Consider the following 23,593-nt stretch of genomic DNA (forward strand, 5'->3'; position numbering starts at 1 on the left):
GGTTTCCTTAAGTTGGCTGGGCTGCAGCGGTGTGTGGGTTACGGCGCTGACGGCGAACCATCTCGCCCGCCAGGGCCAGGTAGGCCAGCGCACCACGGGATTGTTTGTCGTAGGCCAGGGCCGGCATGCCGTAGCTGGGCGCTTCGGCCAGGCGGATGTTCCGCGGGATGACCGTGTCGTAGAGCTGCTCGCCGAAGTGTTCCTTGAGCTGGGCCGACACATCGTTCATCAGGCTCAGGCGCGGGTCGTACATGGTCCGCAGCAGGCCTTCGACCTTCAGGTCCGGGTTCAGCAGTTCGGCGATGCGCTTGATGTTATCCACAAGGTCGCTCAAGCCTTCCAATGCGAAATATTCGCACTGCATGGGGATAATCACCCCATCGGCCGCCACCAGGGCGTTGAGGGTCAGCATCGACAGCGACGGCGGGCAGTCGATCAGGATGTAGTCGTAATTTTCCCGGATCGGCGCCAAGGCGCTGCGCAGGCGGCTTTCCTTCATCTGCATTTCCAGCAGCACCACTTCGGCCGCCGTCAGGTCACGGTTGGCCGGCAGCAGTTGATAACCGCCGTGTTCGGAGAAGTGCATGGCCTGGCCCAGATCGCATTCGCCGATCAGAACGTCGTAGATGGAGTTTTCCAGGCCATGCTTATCCACACCGCTACCCATGGTGGCGTTGCCCTGTGGATCGAGATCGATCAACAGCACCCGGCGCTTGGTCGCGACCAGGGATGCTGCGAGGTTGATACAGGTGGTGGTCTTGCCCACACCACCCTTCTGGTTCGCAATCGCGAATACCTTAGCCATTCTTGCTTGTGTTCCCAATCATGCCGTGCGGCGCAGTATCAGCAGATGGCGTTGGCCTTGGCAACCGGGTACGGCCAAGGCGTGTTCGCTATCAAGGTGGAAGTCTGCCGGCAATGCTACCAGCTCATCGGCCGGATGAACGCCCTTCATTGCCAGCCAGCGCGTATCGGCGTCACCCAGGTGGCGCGTCCAGTTGCTGAAGTTCTCCATGCTGCTGAACGCACGGGAGATGATCCCGTTGAAAGGCTGTGCAGGCTGGAACGCTTCGACACGGCTGTGGATAACTTGCAGGTTATCCAGTTTGAGTTCGAGTTTGACCTGGGTCAGGAAGCGGGTTTTCTTGCCGTTGCTATCCAGGCAGGTCACTTGCGAGTCAGGAAACAGTATCGCCAGCGGGATGCCCGGCATGCCACCGCCACTGCCAACATCCAGCCAGCGACCGTTTTCGATGAAGGACATGACGCTGAGGCTGTCGAGCAAATGGCGCGAGACCATTTCATCCGGATCGCGCACGGCGGTCAGGTTGTAGGCCTTGTTCCATTTGATCAACAACGCCAGATAACCCAGCAACTGCGCGTGCTGGGCTTCGGTCAAGTTGACACCAAGCTGACGGGCACCTGTGGATAACTCTTCAGCGTGTTGCGAGGTGACCATCGAACTCAAGCGCTTTGCTCCAACTGGCGGCCCGCGCCGCGTTTTTTCAAATGAATCATCAACAGGGAAATCGCCGCTGGCGTGACGCCGGGAATGCGCGAGGCCTGGCCCAGGGTCTCAGGACGGGTCGCACCGAGCTTGCCCTGGATTTCCTTCGACAACCCGGAAATGCCGGTGTAATCGATATCCACAGGCAGCTTGGTGTCTTCACTGGCGCGCAGACGGGCGATTTCGTCTTGCTGACGGTCGATGTAACCGGCGTACTTGGTCTTGATCTCGACCTGTTCGGCCACTTGTGGATCTTCCGCCCCCTGGCCGGTCACTTCCACCAACCCGGCATAATCGATTTCCGGGCGGCTCAAGAGGTTGAGCAGGTTGTACTCGTGGGTCAGCGGCGTGCCGAATTTCGCCGCGATGGCATCACCCTGCTCGGTACCGGGGCGAACCCAGGTGCTTTTCAGGCGCTGCTCTTCCAGTTCGATGCTTTCACGTTTCTTGCAGAACGCAGCCCAACGCACGTCATCCACCAGCCCCAGCTCACGACCTTTCTCGGTCAGGCGCAGGTCGGCGTTGTCTTCGCGAAGGATCAGGCGATATTCGGCGCGGGACGTGAACATCCGATACGGTTCCTGGGTACCCAGGGTAATCAGGTCATCCACCAGTACACCGATGTACGCCTCATCGCGGCGTGGGCACCAGCTGTCCTTGCCCTGGGCGCGCAGCGCTGCGTTGGTTCCGGCCAGCAGGCCTTGGGCGCCGGCCTCTTCGTAACCGGTGGTGCCGTTGATTTGCCCGGCGAAGAACAGGCCGCCAATGACCTTGGTTTCCAGGCTGTATTTCAGGTCACGCGGATCGAAGTAGTCGTACTCGATGGCGTAGCCCGGGCGAACGATGTGGGCGTTTTCCATGCCGCGAATCGACTGCACGATCTGCAATTGCACATCGAACGGCAGGGAGGTGGAGATCCCGTTCGGGTACAGCTCGTGGGTCGTCAGGCCTTCGGGCTCGATGAAGACCTGGTGGCTTTCCTTGTCGGCAAAGCGATGGATCTTGTCTTCGATCGATGGGCAATAACGCGGGCCGATGCCTTCGATTTCACCGGCAGCGGAATACATCGGCGAACGATCGAGGTTCGCCGCAATGATTTCATGGGTGCGGGCATTGGTGTGGGTGATCCAGCAACTGACTTGCCGTGGATGCTGTTCCTTGTTGCCCATGAACGACATGACCGGGATCGGCGTATCACCAGGCTGCTCGGTCATCACCGAGAAATCCACAGACCGACCGTCGATACGCGGTGGCGTACCGGTTTTCAAGCGCCCGACACGCAATGGCAGCTCACGCAAACGGTGAGCCAGAGCGATCGACGGCGGATCACCCGCGCGACCGCCGGAAAAGTTCTGCAAACCAATGTGGATAAGTCCACCGAGGAATGTCCCGGTGGTCAGCACCACGGAATCGGCGAAGAAACGCAGGCCCATCTGTGTCACGACACCGCGTACTTGATCCTGCTCGACGATCAGGTCATCGGCCGCTTGTTGAAATATCCACAGGTTCGGCTGGTTTTCCAGGATTTCGCGGACAGCGGCCTTGTACAGGACTCGGTCGGCCTGGGCGCGAGTAGCGCGCACGGCTGGGCCTTTGCGGCTGTTCAATACGCGAAACTGGATACCACCTTTATCGGTGGCCATGGCCATCGCGCCGCCCAGGGCATCGATTTCCTTGACCAGGTGGCTCTTGCCAATCCCACCAATGGCAGGGTTGCAACTCATGGCACCGAGGGTTTCCACGTTATGCGTCAGCAACAGGGTTTTTGCCCCCATGCGTGCTGATGCAAGTGCTGCCTCGGTACCGGCATGACCGCCGCCGATGACGATCACTTCAAAACGGGAAGGGAAATCCACCACGCACCTCGTGCCTGCTTAATTCAGGTAATTCGGAAATAGGTCTTGAGCCTGGCCAGAGCGATTTTCGAGCCAGGTCGGCAAGTATAGGGACTTCCCCTTTCCTAAAGAACCCTTTGCACAAAATTTAACCAGCTGTGGAAAACTCGCGGTTAAAGAAATTAAAAAGAAAGAATTTTATAAAACCTTTGTTTTTATGTTTATTTTTACTGAGCCCCCTTTCTGTGGATAACATCACACAGGCCTTTATTTTCAATATGTACAGAGATTCAAAACCCTGTGATCAGGTGGCCATGAGGGGGTTGGATAACCGGTGTAAGCCTGTGGATGAATGGGTCTGTTATCCACAGAGGCGGTTATCTTCAGATTTTAGGGGGCTTTATCAACCGACCTCAATGGCAGTTATTCACAGGGCTTAATCCACAGAAAAACGCCGCGATGGGTCACCGCAGCGTCCACAGGCAAGCCGCCATCAATGGCAATCGTTTCAAAAACAGAGAGGAGGAACCGGGTTTGCGTTGGACTCGAGAGGCTTCGAGGACAAACCCGGTTTGAAAAGCGGGGTTATTTACCGATGCAGAAGCTGGAAAAGATCCGACCCAGCAGGTCATCGGAGCTGAAGGCGCCGGTAATTTCCCCAAGGGAATGTTGCGCCTGGCGAAGGTCTTCGGCCAACAACTCACCCGCCCCCGCCAAGGTCAACTGCGCGCGACCGTGCTCCAGGGCGGCGCTGGCATGGCGCAAGGCTTCAAGATGCCGCCTGCGGGCGCTGAAGCTGCTTTCCGAAGTCTGCTCATAGCCCATGCAGGCCTTGAGGTGTTCACGCAGCAGTTCCAGGCCTTCCCCCGCTGCCTTTGCGCTCAGGCTGATCGTCACATGACCGTCGTTGCTGACCTCAAGGACAATCGCTTCCCCGGTCAGGTCGGCCTTGTTACGGATCAAGGTGACTTTCGCGGGATCCGGGCGGACTTCGAGGAATTCAGGCCACAAGGCAAATGGATCATCCGCTTCCGGTGCGGTGGCATCCACCACCAGCAGGACCCGGTCGGCTTCACCGATGGCCTTGAGCGCTCGCTCAACGCCGATTTTTTCCACCTGGTCATCAGTGTCGCGCAAACCTGCGGTATCCACTACGTGCAGTGGCATGCCATCGATGTGGATATGTTCACGCAGGATGTCCCGAGTGGTGCCGGCGATCTCGGTGACAATCGCCGCCTCGCGCCCGGCCAGGGCATTCAACAGGCTGGACTTGCCGGCATTCGGCCGCCCAGCGATCACCACGGTCATCCCATCGCGCAACAAGGCACCCTGCCCGGCTTCGCGCAGTACGGTGGATAACTCATCGCGCACTTTATCCAGCATGCTCAGCACGTGGCCATCGGCTAGGAAGTCGATTTCCTCTTCCGGGAAATCAATCGCGGCCTCAACGTAAATCCGCAGGCCGATCAATTGTTCGGTGAGGTTATGCACACGCTGGGAAAACGCACCCTGCAAGGACCGCAATGCGTTGCGGGCCGCCTGTGCAGAACTGGCTTCGATCAAATCGGCGATCGCCTCGGCCTGGGCCAGGTCGAGCTTGTCGTTGAGGAATGCCCGTTCACTGAACTCGCCCGGCCGGGCCAGGCGACAGCCCAGTTCCAGGCAACGCTTGAGTAGCATGTCCAGCACGATGGGGCCGCCATGCCCTTGCAGTTCCAGCACGTCTTCGCCGGTGAACGAATTCGGCCCCGGGAAATACAAGGCCAGCCCCTCGTCGAGGACCTGCTGGTCATCACTGAAAAACGGACCGTAATGAGCAAACCGCGGTTTGAGTTCACGACCGCTGATTGCCCTGGCCGCGACACTGGCCAAGGGCCCCGAAATACGGACGATGCCGACACCGCCGCGACCTTGGGCGGTGGCAACGGCGGCGATGGTTTCACGCGGTGCGCTCATAAACCGGTATCCAGACAAAAGTGACAGATAGCAAAACGCCCCACTAGGGGGCGTTTTGTGTGGTTATCCACAGAGCAAGTTACGCCTCGGCTTTTTTCGTCGCCGCTTCGATCTTACGCGTGATGTACCACTGCTGAGTAATGGACAACACGTTGTTCACAACCCAGTACAGCACAAGACCAGCCGGGAACCACAGGAAGAAGAAGGTGAAGATGATTGGCATCATTTTCATCACCTTTGCCTGCATCGGATCCGGAGGCGTTGGGTTCAGCTGCTGCTGGATGAACATGGTCGCGCCCATGATGATCGGCAGGATGAAGAACGGATCCTTGATCGACAGATCGGTAATCCACAGCATGAACGGTGCCTGACGCATCTCCACGCTTTCCAGCAACACCCAGTACAGCGACAGGAACACCGGCATCTGCACAAGAATCGGCAAGCATCCACCCAGCGGGTTGATCTTCTCTTTCTTGTACAACTCCATCATGGCCTGGGACATTTTCTGCCGGTCATCGCCATGTTGCTCTTTCAGCGCGGCCAGTTTCGGGGCCACAGCGCGCATGCGAGCCATGGATTTGTAGCTGGCGGCCGACAATGGGAAGAACAGCCCCTTGATCAGCATGGTCAGGAAAATGATCGACCAGCCCCAGTTACCGACGATGCTGTGGATATGTTGCAGCAGCCAGAAGATCGGCTGGGCAATGAACCACAGGAAACCGTAGTCCACGGTCAGTTCCAGGCCTGGGGATAACTCTTTCAGCACGGCCTGGCTTTTAGGGCCGGCATACAGAATGGCGCTGGTTTCGGCTTTCGCACCCGGTGCGGCAGTCAATGTCGGGCCGGTGTAGCCGATGATGAAGTTGCCTTTGCTGTCTTTACGCGTCTGGACGACATTGCTGTCGCCTTTCTGCGGGATCCAGGCTGTTACAAAGTAGTGCTGCAACCAGGCAACCCAGCCGCCTTGGACGGTTTCCTTGAGCGGGCCCTTGTCCATGTCCTTCATGGACACTTTCTTGTACGGCTCCGAACTTGTCCACAGGGCGGCGCCCAGGTAAGTCGCGGTGCCGGTGGCAGTGCTGGAAGACGGATCGGAGCTGGCGTCACGCTTCAATTGCGCGAACATCGCACCGGACCAGGGCTGTGCGCTCTGGTTGTCGATCAGGTAAGAGACGGTTACGTCATACAGGCCACGTTTCAAGGTGAAACGCTTGATGTAGTTGACGCCATCCTTGCTGAACTTCAGGTCCACGACCAGTTGGTCCTGACCATCAGCCAGTTGATAAGTCTTCTTCTCGGCGGAGTAGACCGGGCGACCGGCCGGGCTCGAATCCGGACCGTTTGTACCGATCAGGCCACTTTGGGCCAGATAGGTGCGCTCGTTACCGTTGTCGAACAACTGGAACGGGATTTCCGGATGATCCTGGCGACGTGGATACAGCGGCAGCTTCAGCTGGGCGACGTCACCACCTTGTGGATCGATTGCCAGCTCGAGCACGTCCGTCTTGACCTGGATGAGATCTTTGCTTACGGCCACCGGGGCTTCGGCGGGAGCGCTGGTATCGCTTGCCGCGCGCGGGATGTCGTCATTGCTGGCAGCATTGTTGCCAACTGGGGCATCCGGCAGGCTCGGTGCGGTATTGCTGGCTGCAACATTCTGAGTCGGCAGGGCAGCCTGGCCATAGTCCTGGTTCCATTTAAGGACCATGACGTAGGACACGATTGCCAGGGCGACGATCAGGATCGTGCGTTTGATATCCATGATTACTCGGCCATCGAAGAAGAACGGGAGGTAGGGATAGGCGGAACCGGGTCATAACCGCCGGGATTCCACGGATGACAGCGACCTAAACGACGAAAGGTCAGCCAGCCACCGCGCAGTAGGCCATGATTTTCTATGGCTTCGTACGCGTAGCAGGAACAACTGGGGTAGAAACGACAGTGACTGGCCATCAAAGGACTAATGGCATAGCGGTAAAACTGGATCGGAACGAGTGCCAGTTTACGCATCGGGACTGTCTACCCCTACAGTTTCGGTGTTGACTGCTGGTACTGGCTTGTTGCGGGCCAGACGTTTCCAGAGCTTGCCGAAATGCTGAATCAATTCGGGGTTTTCTACGTCACCCAAACCTTTGCGCGCGACGATAACAATGTCCCATCCAACCAGTGAATCCTGGTTCAGGCGAAACGATTCGCGCATCAGACGTTTGAGGCGATTGCGCTGAACAGAGAGCTTGACGCTCTTTTTCCCGATAACCAGCCCTAGTCGGGGGTGATCGAGATCGTTACTGCGCGCAAGGAGCAGGAGATTTTTCCCCGGAACCTTGCCGGTAGGGGAGTCAAAGACTGCCTTGAAATGCCGGGGTGTAAGCAGACGCTTTTCCCGACTGAAGTCCTGACTCACCTCCAGTGCCGGATTATCAAACTGCCAGACGCGCACGACCTTTGGCGCGACGACGCGACAGGACGGCACGACCGTTCTTGGTAGCCATGCGAGCACGGAAACCGTGGGTACGAGCGCGTTTGATAGTGCTTGGTTGGAAAGTACGTTTCATGTCGTGTTACCTGGTTCGTCCACAACGGGCCGGAATGGCCCCCGTTTTAAGAGACCGGGGATTCTAGAGAAAGCAAGCCTCTAGGTCAATTTCCAACCAGCGTTTCCTTTAAATAGATATCCGGACGCTTGGCCGGATTCATCACACGACGCTAGATATAGAAATAAAGAAGGGAATTATTTAAAGCTTTTCTGTAAAGCTTATAAAAGCAAGGTCGCCGCCTGTCTGTGGATAACCATGCTCAGGCCTTGTAATCCGCCATGTACAGAGAATGACAACTACAGGGGAAAGCAGTGGCCAGCCTGTGCTGCGCTGTCGGATAAGCTGTGTGTGGAATGCAAGGTTATCCACAGGGCGGTTATCCACCGACTTTCGCCCCCACTTGTGCAACGACCTCAGGCCCGGTTATCCACAGAGCTTATCCACTGACCGCCCGTCGTCTTTATCGCGGTTAACGCATTGATAAATCATGGGCGATCAGCAAGCTGCATGTGGATAAGTGGGCGTCTGCTCGCTACAATGGCCGCTTGTTTTTGCCTCACCGGCTTTCAACTTAGGGGATATCCGTGTCAGTGGAACTTTGGCAGCAGTGCGTGGAGCTTTTGCGCGATGAGCTGCCTGCCCAACAATTCAACACTTGGATCCGTCCACTACAGGTCGAAGCCGAAGGCGACGAGTTGCGTGTCTATGCACCGAACCGTTTCGTTCTCGATTGGGTCAACGAAAAGTACCTGGGCCGGGTCATGGAGCTGCTCGACGAGCATGGCAATGGCATGGCGCCTGCGTTGTCCTTGTTAATAGGCAGCAAGCGCAGCTCGGCACCGCGCGCCGCACCCAATGCGCCGCTGGCCGCCGCTGCGTCACAGGCCCAGCAGGCGGCAACGGCACCGGTTAACAACCATGCCGCCCCGGCACCCGCGCCTGCCCCGAGCAAACGCAACGCACAAAAGGTCGCCGAGGTCAGCGAAGAGCCGTCCCGGGACAGCTTCGACCCGATGGCCGGTGCCAGCTCCCAGCAGGCGCCGGTGCGTGCCGAACAGCGCACCGTCCAGGTCGAAGGTGCGCTCAAGCACACCAGCTACCTGAATCGGACCTTTACCTTCGAGAATTTCGTCGAAGGTAAATCCAACCAACTGGCCCGCGCTGCGGCCTGGCAGGTCGCGGATAACCCCAAGCATGGCTACAACCCGCTGTTCCTTTATGGTGGCGTAGGCCTGGGTAAGACCCACTTGATGCATGCGGTGGGCAACCACCTATTAAAGAAGAACCCGAATGCCAAGGTCGTGTACCTGCATTCCGAGCGTTTCGTGGCCGACATGGTCAAGGCGCTGCAGCTGAACGCGATCAACGAGTTCAAGCGTTTCTACCGTTCGGTGGACGCTCTGCTGATCGACGATATTCAGTTCTTCGCCCGCAAGGAACGTTCCCAGGAAGAGTTTTTCCACACCTTCAACGCATTGCTTGAAGGCGGGCAGCAGGTCATTCTCACCAGTGACCGCTACCCGAAAGAAATCGAAGGCCTTGAAGAACGTCTCAAGTCGCGTTTCGGCTGGGGCCTGACGGTGGCCGTCGAGCCGCCCGAGCTGGAAACCCGGGTCGCGATCCTGATGAAGAAAGCCGACCAGGCCAAGGTCGAGCTGCCTCACGACGCCGCGTTCTTCATCGCCCAGCGTATCCGCTCCAACGTGCGTGAGCTCGAAGGTGCCCTCAAGCGGGTGATCGCTCACTCGCACTTCATGGGCCGCGACATCACCATCGAGTTGATTCGCGAATCCTTGAAGGACTTGTTGGCGCTCCAGGACAAATTGGTTTCTGTGGATAACATTCAGCGAACTGTTGCCGAATACTACAAAATCAAGATTTCCGACCTGCTGTCCAAACGCCGTTCGCGTTCGGTAGCACGTCCGCGTCAGGTGGCCATGGCCCTGTCCAAGGAACTGACCAACCACAGCCTGCCGGAAATCGGCGATGTGTTTGGCGGCCGCGACCATACCACCGTGCTGCACGCCTGTCGCAAGATCAACGAACTTAAGGAATCCGACGCGGACATCCGCGAGGACTACAAGAACCTGCTGCGTACACTGACCACTTGATGACCACCAGCGCAGCTTATTAAGGCAAGGGACTAGACCATGCATTTCACCATTCAACGCGAAGCCCTGTTGAAACCCCTGCAACTGGTCGCAGGCGTCGTCGAACGCCGCCAGACCTTGCCGGTACTTTCCAACGTGCTGCTGGTTGTCGAAGGCCAGCAATTGTCGCTGACCGGTACCGACCTGGAAGTCGAGCTGGTCGGTCGTGTGCAACTTGAAGAACCGGCCGATCCGGGTTCCATCACCGTGCCGGCGCGCAAGCTGATGGACATCTGCAAGAGCCTGCCCAACGACGCGCTGATCGACATCAAGGTCGATGAGCAGAAGCTCGTGGTCAAGGCCGGTCGCAGTCGCTTCACCCTGTCGACCCTGCCGGCCAACGATTTCCCGACCGTGGAAGAAGGCCCAGGTTCGCTGACCTGCAGCCTGGACCAAAGCAAATTGCGTCGCCTGATCGAACGCACCAGTTTCGCCATGGCCCAGCAAGACGTGCGTTATTATCTCAACGGCATGCTCCTGGAGGTTTCCGCCGGCGTCATCCGCGCCGTTGCCACCGACGGGCATCGCCTGGCCATGTGCTCGATGCAGGCTGATATCGGTCAGCCGGATCGCCATCAGGTGATCGTGCCGCGTAAAGGTATCCTGGAGCTGGCCCGCCTGCTGACCGAGCCGGACGGCAACGTCAGCATCGTGCTGGGCCAGCATCACATCCGCGCCACCACCGGTGAGTTCACCTTCACCTCGAAGCTGGTCGACGGCAAGTTCCCAGACTACGAGCGCGTGCTGCCAAAAGGCGGTGACAAGCTGGTGTTGGGCGATCGCCAGGCCCTGCGCGAAGCCTTCAGCCGTACCGCGATCCTGTCCAACGAGAAGTACCGTGGCATCCGTCTGCAACTGGCCAATGGTCAGCTGAAGATCCAGGCGAACAACCCGGAGCAGGAAGAAGCGGAAGAAGAAGTGGGCGTTGAGTACAACGGCGGCTCCCTGGAAATCGGCTTCAACGTCAGCTACCTGCTCGACGTGCTGGGGGTGATGACCACCGAGCAAGTGCGACTGATCCTGTCCGACTCCAACAGCAGTGCGCTGGTGCAAGAGTCCGATAACGACGATTCGGCTTACGTTGTCATGCCGATGCGTCTGTAATCATGCCCAGCAGAAGCTAGATGTCCTTAAGTCGCGTCTCGGTCACCGCGGTGCGCAATCTGCACCCGGTGACCTTCTCCCCCTCCCCCCGCATCAATATCCTTTATGGCGCCAACGGCAGCGGCAAAACCAGCGTCCTGGAAGCCGTGCACCTGCTGGGGCTTGCCCGTTCGTTCCGCAGCACCCGCCTGCTACCGGTCATCCAGTACGATCAACTGGCGTGCACGGTGTTCGGGCAGGTGGAACTGGCCGAAGGTGGCCATAGCGCCCTGGGGATCTCGCGGGACCGACAAGGCGAATTCCAGATCCGCATAGATGGGCAGAACGCTCGCAGTGCTGCTCAGTTGGCTGAGATCCTGCCATTGCAGTTGATCAACCCGGACAGCTTCCGTCTGTTGGAGGGCGCACCGAAGATTCGTCGGCAATTTCTCGACTGGGGCGTGTTCCACGTGGAACCGCGGTTCATGGCGACTTGGCAACGCCTGCAGAAGGCGTTGCGCCAGCGAAACTCTTGGCTGCGACATGGTACACTTGACGCCGTTTCGCAAGCGGTTTGGGACAGGGAACTGTGCCAGGCCAGCGCTGAAATCGATGAATACCGCCGCGCTTACATCAAAGCCTTGAAACCGGTCTTCGAGCAGACCTTGAGCGAACTGGTTGAGCTTGAGGGCCTGACGCTCAGCTATTACCGAGGCTGGGACAAGGACCGGGAACTGAGCACCGTGTTGGCTGGCTCGCTACAGCGGGACCAGCAGATGGGCCATACCCAGGCTGGACCACAACGTGCTGACTTGCGCCTCAGATTGGGCGCACATAATGCCGCGGACATCTTGTCCCGGGGGCAGCAGAAGTTGGTGGTGTGTGCCTTGCGTATCGCTCAGGGGCACCTGGTCAGCCAAGCCCGGCGCGGTCAGTGTATTTATCTGGTGGATGACTTGCCGTCCGAGCTGGACGAAGCCCACCGCCGCGCGTTGTGCCGCTTGCTGGAAGACTTACGCTGCCAGGTGTTCATCACTTGTGTAGACCACGAATTATTGAGGGAAGGCTGGCAGACGGAAACGCCAGTCGCCCTGTTCCACGTGGAACAGGGCCGTATCACCCAGACCCACGACCATCGGGAGTGAAGGCATTGAGCGAAGAAAATACGTACGACTCAACGAGCATTAAAGTGCTGAAAGGCCTGGATGCCGTACGCAAACGTCCCGGTATGTACATTGGTGACACCGACGATGGCAGCGGTCTGCACCACATGGTGTTCGAGGTGGTCGACAACTCCATCGACGAAGCCCTCGCCGGCCATTGCGACGACATCAGCATCATCATCCACCCGGATGAGTCCATCACCGTTCGTGACAACGGCCGTGGCATCCCGGTAGACGTGCATAAAGAGGAAGGCGTTTCCGCTGCCGAGGTCATCATGACCGTCCTCCACGCAGGCGGTAAGTTCGACGACAACTCCTACAAGGTCTCCGGCGGTCTGCACGGTGTAGGTGTTTCGGTGGTGAACGCGCTGTCCGAAGAGCTGGTCCTGACCGTTCGCCGCAGCGGCAAGATCTGGGAACAGACCTATGTCCACGGCGTACCTCAGGCGCCTATGGCGATCGTTGGCGACAGCGAAACCACAGGCACCCAGATCCACTTCAAGGCCTCGAGCGAAACCTTCAAGAATATCCACTTCAGCTGGGACATCCTGGCCAAGCGGATTCGTGAACTGTCCTTCCTCAACTCCGGTGTCGGTATCGTCCTCAAGGACGAGCGCAGCGGCAAGGAAGAGCTGTTCAAGTATGAAGGTGGCTTGCGGGCGTTCGTTGAGTACCTGAACACCAACAAGACCCCGGTCAACCAAGTGTTCCACTTCAACGTCCAGCGTGAAGACGGCATCGGCGTGGAAATCGCCCTTCAGTGGAACGACAGCTTCAACGAGAACCTGTTGTGCTTCACCAACAACATCCCGCAGCGCGACGGCGGTACTCACCTGGTGGGCTTCCGTTCGGCACTGACTCGCAACCTGAACAACTACATCGAACAAGAAGGCCTGGCGAAGAAGCATAAAGTCGCCACCACCGGTGACGATGCCCGCGAAGGCCTGACAGCGATCATTTCGGTGAAGGTGCCGGATCCGAAGTTCAGCTCCCAGACCAAGGACAAGTTGGTGTCTTCCGAAGTGAAGACCGCCGTTGAACAGGAGATGGGCAAGTACTTCTCCGACTTCCTGCTGGAAAACCCGAACGAAGCCAAGCTGGTGGTTGGCAAGATGATCGACGCCGCCCGTGCCCGTGAAGCGGCGCGCAAGGCCCGTGAGATGACCCGCCGTAAAGGCGCGCTGGACATCGCCGGCCTGCCGGGCAAACTGGCTGACTGCCAGGAAAAGGACCCTGCCCTGTCCGAGCTGTACCTGGTGGAAGGTGACTCCGCTGGCGGTTCCGCCAAGCAGGGTCGCAACCGCCGCACCCAGGCCATCCTGCCGCTCAAGGGCAAGATCCTGAACGTCGAGAAGGCGCGCTTCGACAAGATGATTTCCTCCCAGGAAGTCGGCACCTTGATCACGGCGTTGGGCTGCGGCATTGGCCGCGAAGAGTACAACATCGACAAGTTGCGCTATCACAACATCATCATCATGACCGATGCTGACGTCGACGGTTCGCACATCCGTACCCTGCTGCTGACGTTCTTCTTCCGTCAGTTGCCGGAGCTGATCGAGCGCGGCTACATCTACATCGCCCAGCCGCCGCTGTACAAGGTCAAGAAAGGCAAGCAAGAGCAATACATCAAAGACGACGACGCCATGGAAGAGTACATGACGCAGTCGGCCCTTGAAGACGCGAGCCTGCACCTGAATGAAGATGCCCCAGGCATTTCCGGTGAAGCCCTCGAGCGCCTGGTGAACGACTTCCGCCTGGTGATGAAGACCCTCAAGCGTCTGTCGCGCCTGTACCCACAGGAACTGACCGAGCACTTCATCTACCTGCCCGCCGTGAGCCTGGAGCAACTGTCCGATCACGCAGCGATGCAAGATTGGCTGGCCCAGTACGAAGTACGCCTGCGCACCGTCGAGAAATCCGGCCTGGTCTACAAAGCCAGCCTGCGTGAAGACCGTGAACGTAACGTCTGGCTGCCGGAGGTCGAGCTGATCTCCCACGGCCTGTCGAACTACGTCACCTTCAACCGTGACTTCTTCGGCAGCAACGACTACAAGACCGTCGTATCCCTGGGCGCGCAACTCAGCACGTTGCTGGACGAAGGTGCGTACATCCAACGCGGTGAGCGCAAGAAGTCCGTGACCGAGTTCAAGGAAGCCCTTGAATGGCTGATGGCCGAAAGCACCAAGCGCCACACCATCCAGCGATACAAAGGTCTGGGTGAGATGAACCCGGATCAGCTGTGGGAAACCACCATGGACCCAGGCTCGCGCCGGATGCTGAAAGTCACCATCGAAGACGCCATTGGCGCGGACCAGATCTTCAACACCCTGATGGGTGATGCAGTCGAGCCTCGTCGTGACTTCATCGAGAGCAATGCGTTGGCGGTATCCAACCTGGATTTCTGATCCCTTCAGCAGCACCGCTCCAAAAAAAAGCCAACGCTGATGCGTTGGCTTTTTTTTACATTTGAAAAACCTGCACCGTTTTCAGGCCGGTGGATAAAAAACCGGGTAACTCGGTAACACCTTGGCACAAAGCCTTCGCGCTCAATAGGTTATGAATTGAGTGAGAGCCCCGGATAACGGGGCCTCAGGTTTTCTGGCGCAGAACTTGCGTGTTAAATAAATTACACATCGTTTCTTTAAATTGACAGGGAAGCGGTGGGTACGAGGTGACACGAATAAATCCAACACCAAGGGTAGTCTCAATGAGCGGTACGCAAACTTCCAATCATCTGGAGCAAGGGCTCAAACCCCGGCATGTGACGATGCTATCTATCGCCGGCGTCATCGGCGCTGGCCTTTTCGTGGGTTCCGGCCACGCTATCGCAGCGGCCGGTCCGGCCGTGCTGCTGGCTTACGCTGCCGCGGGTGCTCTCGTGGTGCTAGTGATGCGGATGTTGGGCGAAATGGCAGTGGCGTCGCCGGACACTGGTTCCTTCTCCACCTATGCTGACCGTGCGATTGGTCATTGGGCCGGTTTCACCATCGGCTGGCTCTACTGGTGGTTCTGGGTCCTGGTGATTCCGCTGGAAGCCAACGCCGCCGCAACGATCCTGCATGCCTGGTTTCCGAACGTGGCGATCTGGGCCTTCACCTTGGTCATCACCCTGCTGCTGACGGTCACCAACCTGTTCAGCGTGAAAAATTACGGGGAGTTCGAATTCTGGTTCGCCTTGGTCAAGGTGGTAGCAATCATCGGCTTCATTGGCTTGGGTGTGATGGCGATCTTCGGCGTGCTGCCCACCAGCCAGGTCAGCGGTGTTTCGCACCTGTTCGACACCCAGGGCTTCCTGCCCAACGGCATGGGCGCGGTGTTGGGGGCCATCCTGACCACCATGTTTTCGTTCATGGGCACCGAGATCGTGACCATCGCGGCGGCCGAGTCGAAGAACCCTGGCCAGCAGATTTCCAAGGCGACCAACTCGGTCATCTGGCGGATTGGCTTGTTCTATCTCGTCTCCATCTTCATTGTCGTTGCCTTGGTGCCGTGGAACGATCCGCTCCTGGCCAGCGTCGGTTCCTACCAGACAGTCCTGGAACGCATGGGCATCCCCAATGCCAAACTGATCGTCGATATCGTCGTCCTGGTGGCAGTCACGAGCTGCCTGAACTCGGCGCTGTATACGGCTTCGCGGATGATGTTCTCGTTGGGTAAGCGTGGTGATGCGCCGGCCGTTTCCCAGCGTACCAACAAGAGCGGTACGCCTCACTGGGCGGTGATGCTGTCGACCGGCGCGGCCTTTTTGGCGGTGTTCGCCAACTACGTGGCACCGGCGGCGGTCTTCGAATTCCTGCTGGCCAGCTCTGGCGCCATTGCGTTGCTGGTGTACCTGGTCATCGCGATTTCGCAGCTGCGCATGCGCAAACAACGCATGGCTCGCGGGGAAAAAATCGCTTTCAGCATGTGGCTGTTTCCCGGCCTGACCTACGCAGTGATTGTCTTCATCGTCGGGGCCTTGGCCATCATGCTGTTCCAGGAAGCCCATCGCGTGGAGATCCTCGCGACCGGCCTGCTGAGTGTCTTGGTGGTGATATCCGGCGTGCTGATACAGCGCCGTCGGATCGCAAAAGCAGGAAGCTTGGTACCGACGCTTGGGTGATGATGTTGTGGCGAGGGGATTTATCCCCGTTGGGCTGCTCAGCAGCCCTAAAGCAGTGAATTCTATCTTCCAGGCACACCGAGTTGCTTGGTTGGGGGCTGCTGCGCAGCCCAGCGGGGATAAATCCCCTCGCCACAGATGTATCCAATACCTAACTCGCGACGGACGCTTCGCTCCCCGCCGCCACACTCTCCAACCGATACCCATACCCATAAATCGTCAGCAATTGCCAACCCCGGTCTGCCGTCAGGCCGAGCTTGTTGCGCAGGCGATAGATATGGGTGTCGAGCGGGCGGGACGAGGTCATTTCTTCGTGGGTCCAGAAGCGTTCGTAGAAATACTCCCGAGACAGCGGCCGGCCCAGGTTGGCGAACAGGCACCTGGCCAGGCGGTATTCCCGCTCGGTCAGGCTGATGGGAATGCCGGCGCGGGTGATGGTCAGCTCGGCGTCGTCGAACGCCAGGTCGTTGAACACCAGCACGTCGTTGGCGGGCGCGCGTTGCAGGTTGTGACGGCGCAGCACAGCGGTGACCCGGGCCTTGAGCTCGTTGGGCCGGAAGGGTTTGCTCACATAGTCGTCAGCACCGGCGTTGAGGGCCTGGACGATGTCGTGCTCGCCGTCGCGACTGGTCAGCATGATGGCGGCCGGTGGTGAATCCATGTGTTCGCGGGTCCAGCGCAGCAATGAGAGCCCGCTGATGTCCGGCAGTTGCCAGTCGAGGATCAACAGGTCGAAGGTTTCCCGACGCAGTTGCCGCAACAAGTCCTCGCCTCGTTCAAAGCTGTGCAGGGTCCAGGCTTGCTCGCCCCTGCCGGGGATTTGTTGCAGGGTCTGTTCTACCCGGCGCAGCTCGGCCGGTTCATCGTCCAGTATGGCGACACGCATGGAATGCGATTCCTTGATCTCGAGAGTAACGGACATCTTCAGGTGGCAATGAAACGCAGCCGGTGGCTGATTCGTTGTCATTGACCTGTCGCTGGCTGCGACAATACCGGCTCGCGGCACGGAGGGAAAGGCAGCAGCGCGCCACCTATCGAGTCCCGTTATAGTCATGGGCTTTGCAGGCCCGTAAAGAAATCCCCATTCTTGAGGTTGGCCAGGAGGCCTATGAGTAACCAGCGTCGCCGTGAAAGTCGTGAGCCAACCCAGGTCCAGCGGTTGTTTCGTCAGTTGGTGCGGGAGTGGTTGTGGATAAGTTTGTTGCTGTTGCCGCTGACGGCCTTGCTGTCATTGAGCAGCCAAGCGACGGGTAACCATCCATGCGCTGTGTTGTTGTCGGTGTGTTTGGTGGCCTGTGTATTGGGCTTGTTGCTGCTGCGCCCGCACCTGGCCTTGTGGACAACAGTGGGTGGCATGAGCCTGGCTCTGTTGATCAGTGCCGTGCTGGGCGCGCGAGGCTGGTGGTGGTCGCCCATGGCAAGTGTGCTGGGTATCCTATTTGGCTACCTGATCTGGAATTGGCGCCGCCTGAGCGTGGTGCTGGCCTATTTCGGCTGGGAGCTGGCACGCCTGGACGCGGAACCCAAGGTCTTCCCGGAACGTCGCCGCGCCTCCTACACCGGCAGCGACCGCTTGCAGGGGCAGATCATGGCCCTGGAGCAGGCCATGAGTCGAACCCGCGACACCCGACGCTTCATTGCCGACGGCCTGGAATATTTGCCGGTGGCGACCATGATCTGTGATCCTCAAGGCAAGCTGTTGCTCGGCAATCGCAAGGCGCGCGAGTTATTCGGCCATGGCCTGGCAGGTGGCGACGTGCTGGAGCATCTCGGGCAATTGGGTTACCCAGGGTTGGAGCATGGGGCGCATCACCGGTTATCCACATTGCCCTTGGTGGAGTTTCGCGACATTCGCGAGCGCAGCTTGCGCCTGGAACGGGCGGCGTTGTTGCCGGTTGATGGCGATGCGCCGATTGGCTGGTTGTTGAGCCTCACGGACCTGAGTGCCGAACGTGAAGCTGAAGAACAGCGCAGCGTCATGCTGCGTTTCCTTTCCCATGATTTGCGCGCCCCGCACTCGGCGATCCTTGCATTGCTCGATGTGCAGCGGCATCAGGTCGGTGGGGATAATCCGCTGTTCGACCAGATCGAGCGCCAGGTACGTCGCGCCCTGGACCTGACCGAGGGCTTCGTGCAATTGGCCAAGGCCGAATCCGAGGCGTATCAATTCCAGCCGACGCTGTTCGCCATGCTGGTTCTGGATGTGCTCGACCAGGCGTTGCCCATCGCCCAGGCAAAACGCATCCAGTTGATTCATGAGATAGAGGATGAAGAGGCGATGGTGAGGGCGGATCAGCCGTTACTGACTCGTGCCCTGTTCAATCTGCTGGAAAATGCCATCAAGTACAGTGTGCCCGACACCTGCATTTCGCTGCAGGTTCATTGCACCCCGGGCTGGTTGATCTGCAATGTCGCCGACCAGGGCAAAGGTATCAGCGCCGAAGAACTACCAGACCTGTTTAGTCAGTACCGACGGTTTTCTTCGGCTCACGGGGTCGATGGAATTGGCTTGGGGCTGTCGATGGTCAAGGCTGTGGTTGACCATCACGAGGGGAAAATCGAGTGCCGTAGCGTGGTGGGTAAAGGCACGACGTTCAGCCTGCGTTTCCCGTTATTGGAAGATTGAAAAGATCGCAGCCTTCGTCTGCATGAGCTGCCGAAGGCTGCGATCTTTGGGTGCTATAAAAAACTTATGCACCTGAAGGTGGGCTTTATGTGTTTAGGAAATATGTATTAAAAACATAGATCTACAGCATAAAAGCACCGCATTTAGAAAAAACGGTACACAGGTTATCCACAGATCTCAAACAGCGAGCTGGTCGGTGCTGGCCGGTGTTGTCGGGGTCGGGGGTAGCGAGCCCATTTCCCGTTGTGTCTGTTCATTCCAGGCTTGGACACGGTCATTGAGGTCGGCGATGGCGCGGGGCCCAGTGCCTTCGGCATACATCGGCGCGCCGATCACCACCGTGATGACGCCTGGTGTTCTGATCCAGCCAGCCTTGGGCCAGAATTTGCCGGCATTGTGTGCAATCGGCAGCACGGGTAGATCGGCGTTCACGGCCAATGCCGAACCGCTACGGGAGAATTTGCCGACGGTTCCATAAGGAACACGGGTGCCCTCGGGGAAGATCAGCACCCAAACGTTATCCTTGAGCAGTTCGTCGCCCTTCTTCGCGACCTGCTTGAGGGCTGCCTTGGGGTTGTCGCGATCGATAGCGATCGGGCGCAGCATCGCCATGGCCCAGCCGAAGAACGGCACGAACAACAGTTCACGCTTGAGTACTTGGCTCAACGGTTCGAAATAGGCCGAGAGAAAGAACGTCTCCCAGGTGCTCTGGTGGTTGGACTGGATCACGCAGGGCCGGTCAGGCACGTTCTCGGCCCCTTTGACCTCATAGCGGATGCCCAGGAACACTTTGCTCAGCCACAGTGCGCAGCGGCACCAGTACACATTGATGAAACGGTAGCGCGCCTTGAACGGCAAGAAAGGCGCGATAAAAAAACTCAAGGAGCACCACAGCAAGGAACTGGTGCCCAACAGCAGGTAAAAGAGAAAGGCTCTGATGGCCTGCAATATAGACATAGCGGCATTTACCGTTGCGGGCAATGCCCGCCTGTTCAAGCGCTTCCCGAACAATCCTTGATCAGGTTGTCTTGGGAGCTCTAATTGTGGATAAGTTCAGCGGCAATCGCCGCCAAGTCGTCAAAAATCAAGGTGCCCACCGGTAGGGTCTTGCCCAGAGTCTTCTCGCCTTTCCCGGTCTTTACCAAAACTGGCTGACAATCGACGGCCTTGGCCGCCTCCAGGTCACCGAGGCTGTCGCCGACGAACCACACACCCGCCAGTGTCACGCCGTAATGCGCGGCAATGGTTTTCAACATGCCCGGCTTGGGTTTGCGGCAATCGCAACCTTCGTCCGGCCCATGCGGGCAATAGACAATCAGCCCGACTTCCCCGCCCTGCTCCGCCACCAATGCACGCAGGTGCTCGTGCATGGCTTCGAGCACGGCGAGGTCATAATAACCGCGGGCAATGCCCGACTGGTTGGTGGCAACCGCCACCGTCCAGCCGGCCTTGCTCAACTGCGCGATGGCTTCGATCGAACCGGGTAGCGGCAACCACTCCTCCACCGATTTGATGTAAGCGTCGGAGTCGTGATTGATCACCCCGTCCCGATCGAGAATCAGCAGTTTCAACAGCAGCTCCTCAACCCAGCACGGAAATATCGGCAATATTGAGGAACAAGCTGCGCAGGCGTGCCAGCAATGCATAACGATTTTTGCGAACGTCTTCGTTGTCCGCATTCACCATCACGGCTTCAAAGAACGCATCGACCGGCTCGCGCAGTGCCGCTAGGCGCGCCAGTGCTTCGGCATAATCGCGTTTTTCCATGAGCGGTTGCACCGACGCATACGCCTGTTGAATCGCCGAGTTGAGCGAAAACTCGGCGGCATTATCAAAGTAACGTGCTTCTACGGCTTTGACGGAAGGCTCGGCCTTGCTCAGCAGGTTCGACACACGCTTGTTCACCGACGCCAGCGCTGCCGCTTCCGGCAATTTGCGGAACGCCTGCACCGCTTGTACACGCTGGTCGAAGTCCAGGGCCGAGCCTGGTTTCAGGGCACGCACCGACAGGTAGGTCGCCACTTCGACACCTTCGTCTTCATAACGCGCACGCAGGCGGTCGAAGATGAACTCCAGCACCGCATCGGCCAGGCCGGCAGACTTGACCTTGCTGCCGAACGCATTGACGGCGAATGCCACGGCGTCGTTCAGGTCCAGGTCCAGCTGCTTGTCGATCAGGATCCGCAACACACCCAGCGCCGCACGACGCAAGGCATAAGGGTCTTTGCTGCCGGTGGGCAGCATGCCGATACCGAAGATGCCGACCAGGGTGTCGAGCTTGTCAGCGATCGCCACGGCCGCACCGGTCAGGGTGGTCGGCAGCTCGGCGCCGGCACCGCGGGGCATGTACTGCTCGTTCAGCGCCAGGGCCACGTCCTGCGGCTCGCCATCGTTGAGGGCGTAGTAGTAACCGGCGACGCCTTGCATCTCCGGGAACTCACCGACCATCTCGGTGGACAGGTCGCACTTGGACAGGATGCCGGCACGGGCCGCGCGCTGGGCGTCGCCGCCAATGCGTGGGGCGATGAACGCGGCCAGTTTCGATACGCGCTCGGCCTTGTCATAGACGCTGCCGAGTTTTTCCTGGAACACCACGTTCTTCAGACGCTCGTTGAAGCTTTCCAGCGGCTGCTTCTTGTCTTGCTTGAAGAAGAACTCGGCATCGGTCAGGCGCGGGCGAACGACTTTCTCGTTACCGGCGATGATCTGCTGCGGGTCCTTGCTTTCGATGTTGGCGACCGTGATGAAGCGCGGCAGCAACTTGCCTTCGGCGTCCAGCAGGCAGAAGTACTTCTGGTTGTCCTGCATGGTGGTGATCAGCGCTTCCTGCGGCACTTCAAGGAAACGTTCCTCGAACGAGCACACCAGCGGCACTGGCCATTCCACCAACGCGGTCACTTCGTCCAGCAGGTTGGCCGGCACGATAGCGGTGCCTTCCTGCAGGGTGGCCAGCTCTTCGGTGCGCTTGCTGATCAGTGCGCGGCGCTCGTTCGCGTCGGCCAGCACGTAGGCGGCACGCAGGTCGGCCAGGTAGTTGGCCGGCGAGGTGATGCGCACGCTCTGTGGATGATGGAAGCGGTGACCGCGGGAATCGCGACCGGCCTTCTGAGCCAGGATCGTGCAATCGATGACCTGGTCACCGAGCAACATCACCAGCCATTGGGTTGGACGTACGAATTCTTCCTTGCGCGCGGCCCAGCGCATGCGCTTGGGGATCGGCAAGTCATTGAGGGAGTCTTCGACGATGGTCGGCAACAGGCTGGCGGTCGGCTTGCCCTTGATGCTTTGGCTATAGCGCAGCTTCGGGCCGCTCTGGTCGATTTCGCTCAGGTCCACACCGCACTTCTTGGCGAAGCCCAGGGCGGCTTGGGTCGGGTTGCCGTCGGCATCGAACGCGGCCTGGCGTGGCGGGCCGTCGAGGTTGATGCTGCGGTCTGGCTGCTGGGTCGCCAGGGCGGTGATCAGCACGGCCAGGCGGCGCGGCGCGGCGTACACCTGTTTGGCTTCGTAGCTCAGGCCGGCAGCTTGCAAGCCTTTGTCGATACCGGCCAGGAACGCATCGGCCAGGGTGTTCAGGGCTTTGGGTGGCAGTTCTTCAGTGCCCAGTTCAACCAGAAAATCTTGAGCACTCATTGTGCAGCCTCCAGCTTAGCCAACACTTCATCACGCAGGTCCGGGGTCGCCATCGGGAAGCCCAGCTTGGCACGGGCCAGCAGGTAGGCTTGCGCAACGGAACGCGCCAGGGTGCGCACACGCAGGATGTATTGCTGGCGCGCGGTCACGGAAATCGCCCGGCGCGCATCCAGCAGGTTGAAGGTATGGGACGCCTTCAACACCATTTCATAGCTCGGCAACGGCAGCGGCTGGTCCAGCTCGATCAGGCGCTTGGCTTCGCTCTCGTAGAAATCGAACAGCTCGAACAGCTTGTCGACGTTGGCGTGTTCGAAGTTGTAGGTCGACTGTTCCACTTCGTTCTGGTGGAACACGTCGCCGTAGGTCACTTTGCCGAACGGACCGTCGGCCCACACCAGGTCGTAGACCGAATCCACACCCTGCAGGTACATGGCCAGGCGTTCGAGGCCGTAGGTGATTTCGCCGGTGACCGGGTAGCACTCGATGCCGCCCGCTTGCTGGAAGTAGGTGAACTGGGTCACTTCCATGCCGTTGAGCCAGACTTCCCAGCCCAGGCCCCAGGCGCCCAGGGTTGGCGACTCCCAGTTGTCTTCGACGAAACGGATGTCGTGCACCAGCGGGTCGAGGCCCACGTGCTTGAGGGAGCCGAGGTACAGCTCCTGGAAGTTTTCCGGGTTCGGCTTCAGCACGACCTGGAACTGGTAGTAGTGCTGCAGGCGGTTCGGGTTTTCGCCGTAGCGGCCGTCAGTCGGGCGGCGGCTGGGCTGCACATAAGCGGCGTTCCAGGTTTCCGGGCCGATGGCACGCAGAAACGTGGCAGTGTGGAAAGTGCCGGCGCCTACTTCCATATCGTAGGGCTGAAGTACCACGCAACCTTGCTCGGCCCAGTATTGCTGGAGGGCGAGGATCAAGTCTTGGAAGGTACGCACGGCTGGCGTAGGCTGGCTCACGAAATTCACCTGTTTCTTGGGCTGCGATTTAAAGAGCGGGAGTATACCCGA

General features: G+C 58.9%; 19 protein-coding genes. 6 read left to right on the forward strand and 13 right to left on the reverse strand.

Features of this window, described 5'->3' with window-relative positions; translation table 11 throughout:
• Positions 1 to 7: 7 nt before the first annotated feature.
• The 8 genes from BT116_RS12100 to rpmH form a co-directional block, all read right to left on the reverse strand.
• On the reverse strand, positions 8 to 805 hold the full coding sequence (locus BT116_RS12100) for a ParA family protein (RefSeq protein WP_072343721.1): 798 nt from the start codon (positions 803 to 805) through the stop codon (positions 8 to 10).
• 18 nt (positions 806 to 823) lie between these two features.
• Entirely contained in the window at positions 824 to 1,459 is a 636-nt protein-coding gene (gene rsmG, locus BT116_RS12105; RefSeq protein ID WP_170845928.1) for a 16S rRNA (guanine(527)-N(7))-methyltransferase RsmG, read from the reverse strand.
• 5 nt (positions 1,460 to 1,464) lie between these two features.
• On the reverse strand, positions 1,465 to 3,363 hold the full coding sequence (mnmG, locus tag BT116_RS12110; RefSeq protein WP_072343723.1) for a tRNA uridine-5-carboxymethylaminomethyl(34) synthesis enzyme MnmG: 1,899 nt from the start codon (positions 3,361 to 3,363) through the stop codon (positions 1,465 to 1,467).
• Between the two features lie 564 nt (positions 3,364 to 3,927).
• Positions 3,928 to 5,298 carry a tRNA uridine-5-carboxymethylaminomethyl(34) synthesis GTPase MnmE gene (mnmE, locus tag BT116_RS12115; RefSeq protein ID WP_072343726.1) on the reverse strand — a complete coding sequence of 457 codons (1,371 nt, stop codon included), beginning with the start codon at positions 5,296 to 5,298 and terminating at the stop codon, positions 3,928 to 3,930.
• A 79-nt stretch (positions 5,299 to 5,377) separates the two neighbouring features.
• Positions 5,378 to 7,060, reverse strand: a complete 1,683-nt coding sequence (gene yidC / locus BT116_RS12120) for a membrane protein insertase YidC (protein WP_072343728.1) — start codon at positions 7,058 to 7,060, stop codon at positions 5,378 to 5,380.
• A 2-nt stretch (positions 7,061 to 7,062) separates the two neighbouring features.
• Complete coding sequence (yidD, locus tag BT116_RS12125) at positions 7,063 to 7,308, reverse strand: membrane protein insertion efficiency factor YidD (protein ID WP_010465488.1); 246 nt, start codon at positions 7,306 to 7,308, stop codon at positions 7,063 to 7,065.
• Positions 7,301 to 7,702, reverse strand: a complete 402-nt coding sequence (gene rnpA, locus BT116_RS12130) for a ribonuclease P protein component (RefSeq protein WP_003207107.1) — start codon at positions 7,700 to 7,702, stop codon at positions 7,301 to 7,303. The genes yidD and rnpA overlap by 8 nt, the downstream gene beginning before the upstream one ends.
• Before the next feature lie 16 nt (positions 7,703 to 7,718).
• The gene (rpmH, locus tag BT116_RS12135) at positions 7,719 to 7,853 is read right to left on the reverse strand and encodes a 50S ribosomal protein L34 (protein WP_003213577.1); all 135 of its coding nucleotides are present in this window, start codon (positions 7,851 to 7,853) and stop codon (positions 7,719 to 7,721) included.
• Between the two features lie 566 nt (positions 7,854 to 8,419).
• Between rpmH and dnaA the strand changes: the two genes are divergently transcribed.
• From dnaA to gabP, 5 genes are all read left to right on the forward strand, one after another.
• Entirely contained in the window at positions 8,420 to 9,946 is a 1,527-nt protein-coding gene (gene dnaA / locus BT116_RS12140; protein ID WP_003196144.1) for a chromosomal replication initiator protein DnaA, read from the forward strand.
• 39 nt (positions 9,947 to 9,985) lie between these two features.
• Positions 9,986 to 11,089 (forward strand): DNA polymerase III subunit beta, encoded by a 1,104-nt coding sequence (gene dnaN, locus BT116_RS12145; protein WP_003196145.1) that lies wholly within the window; start codon positions 9,986 to 9,988, stop codon positions 11,087 to 11,089.
• A 20-nt stretch (positions 11,090 to 11,109) separates the two neighbouring features.
• Positions 11,110 to 12,213, forward strand: a complete 1,104-nt coding sequence (gene recF / locus BT116_RS12150; protein ID WP_063323653.1) for a DNA replication/repair protein RecF — start codon at positions 11,110 to 11,112, stop codon at positions 12,211 to 12,213.
• Between the two features lie 5 nt (positions 12,214 to 12,218).
• The gene (gene gyrB, locus BT116_RS12155) at positions 12,219 to 14,636 is read left to right on the forward strand and encodes a DNA topoisomerase (ATP-hydrolyzing) subunit B (protein WP_072343899.1); all 2,418 of its coding nucleotides are present in this window, start codon (positions 12,219 to 12,221) and stop codon (positions 14,634 to 14,636) included.
• A gap of 302 nt (positions 14,637 to 14,938) precedes the next feature.
• A complete protein-coding gene (gabP, locus tag BT116_RS12160) occupies positions 14,939 to 16,333 on the forward strand; it encodes a GABA permease (RefSeq protein WP_072343731.1) in 1,395 nt (464 codons plus the stop codon).
• Between the two features lie 151 nt (positions 16,334 to 16,484).
• Here gabP and BT116_RS12165 read toward each other — a convergent pair whose 3' ends face one another.
• Positions 16,485 to 17,219 carry a response regulator transcription factor gene (locus BT116_RS12165; protein ID WP_072343733.1) on the reverse strand — a complete coding sequence of 245 codons (735 nt, stop codon included), beginning with the start codon at positions 17,217 to 17,219 and terminating at the stop codon, positions 16,485 to 16,487.
• Positions 17,220 to 17,441: 222 nt separating this feature from the next.
• On the opposite strand from BT116_RS12165, the gene BT116_RS12170 reads away from it, so the two are divergent.
• The gene (locus BT116_RS12170; RefSeq protein ID WP_072343736.1) at positions 17,442 to 18,959 is read left to right on the forward strand and encodes a PAS domain-containing sensor histidine kinase; all 1,518 of its coding nucleotides are present in this window, start codon (positions 17,442 to 17,444) and stop codon (positions 18,957 to 18,959) included.
• 177 nt (positions 18,960 to 19,136) lie between these two features.
• Here BT116_RS12170 and BT116_RS12175 read toward each other — a convergent pair whose 3' ends face one another.
• The 4 genes from BT116_RS12175 to glyQ form a co-directional block, all read right to left on the reverse strand.
• Positions 19,137 to 19,916 carry a lysophospholipid acyltransferase family protein gene (locus BT116_RS12175; protein ID WP_072343738.1) on the reverse strand — a complete coding sequence of 260 codons (780 nt, stop codon included), beginning with the start codon at positions 19,914 to 19,916 and terminating at the stop codon, positions 19,137 to 19,139.
• An 80-nt stretch (positions 19,917 to 19,996) separates the two neighbouring features.
• The gene (gene gmhB / locus BT116_RS12180; RefSeq protein WP_170845929.1) at positions 19,997 to 20,536 is read right to left on the reverse strand and encodes a D-glycero-beta-D-manno-heptose 1,7-bisphosphate 7-phosphatase; all 540 of its coding nucleotides are present in this window, start codon (positions 20,534 to 20,536) and stop codon (positions 19,997 to 19,999) included.
• 4 nt (positions 20,537 to 20,540) lie between these two features.
• Positions 20,541 to 22,592 carry a glycine--tRNA ligase subunit beta gene (glyS, locus tag BT116_RS12185; protein ID WP_072343744.1) on the reverse strand — a complete coding sequence of 684 codons (2,052 nt, stop codon included), beginning with the start codon at positions 22,590 to 22,592 and terminating at the stop codon, positions 20,541 to 20,543.
• Positions 22,589 to 23,542 carry a glycine--tRNA ligase subunit alpha gene (gene glyQ / locus BT116_RS12190; RefSeq protein WP_022641565.1) on the reverse strand — a complete coding sequence of 318 codons (954 nt, stop codon included), beginning with the start codon at positions 23,540 to 23,542 and terminating at the stop codon, positions 22,589 to 22,591. The genes glyS and glyQ overlap by 4 nt, the downstream gene beginning before the upstream one ends.
• Positions 23,543 to 23,593: the final 51 nt, after the last annotated feature.

Source organism: Pseudomonas sp. NFACC16-2 (genome assembly GCF_900119205.1).
GTDB lineage: Bacteria > Pseudomonadota > Gammaproteobacteria > Pseudomonadales > Pseudomonadaceae > Aquipseudomonas > Aquipseudomonas fluorescens_Q.

Excerpts from the sequence above, each read along its gene's own strand:
- BT116_RS12100 (WP_072343721.1), bottom strand. The coding sequence starts at position 805 with ATGGCTAAGGTATTCGCGATTGCGAACCAGAAGGGTGGTGTGGGCAAG.
- rsmG (WP_170845928.1), bottom strand. The coding sequence starts at position 1,459 with ATGGTCACCTCGCAACACGCTGAAGAGTTATCCACAGGTGCCCGTCAG.
- mnmE (WP_072343726.1), bottom strand. The coding sequence starts at position 5,298 with ATGAGCGCACCGCGTGAAACCATCGCCGCCGTTGCCACCGCCCAAGGT.
- yidC (WP_072343728.1), bottom strand. The coding sequence starts at position 7,060 with ATGGATATCAAACGCACGATCCTGATCGTCGCCCTGGCAATCGTGTCC.
- yidD (WP_010465488.1), bottom strand. The coding sequence starts at position 7,308 with ATGCGTAAACTGGCACTCGTTCCGATCCAGTTTTACCGCTATGCCATT.
- rpmH (WP_003213577.1), bottom strand. The coding sequence starts at position 7,853 with ATGAAACGTACTTTCCAACCAAGCACTATCAAACGCGCTCGTACCCAC.
- dnaN (WP_003196145.1), top strand. The coding sequence starts at position 9,986 with ATGCATTTCACCATTCAACGCGAAGCCCTGTTGAAACCCCTGCAACTG.
- recF (WP_063323653.1), top strand. The coding sequence starts at position 11,110 with ATGTCCTTAAGTCGCGTCTCGGTCACCGCGGTGCGCAATCTGCACCCG.
- gabP (WP_072343731.1), top strand. The coding sequence starts at position 14,939 with ATGAGCGGTACGCAAACTTCCAATCATCTGGAGCAAGGGCTCAAACCC.
- BT116_RS12165 (WP_072343733.1), bottom strand. The coding sequence starts at position 17,219 with ATGCGTGTCGCCATACTGGACGATGAACCGGCCGAGCTGCGCCGGGTA.
- BT116_RS12170 (WP_072343736.1), top strand. The coding sequence starts at position 17,442 with ATGAGTAACCAGCGTCGCCGTGAAAGTCGTGAGCCAACCCAGGTCCAG.
- BT116_RS12175 (WP_072343738.1), bottom strand. The coding sequence starts at position 19,916 with ATGTCTATATTGCAGGCCATCAGAGCCTTTCTCTTTTACCTGCTGTTG.
- glyS (WP_072343744.1), bottom strand. The coding sequence starts at position 22,592 with ATGAGTGCTCAAGATTTTCTGGTTGAACTGGGCACTGAAGAACTGCCA.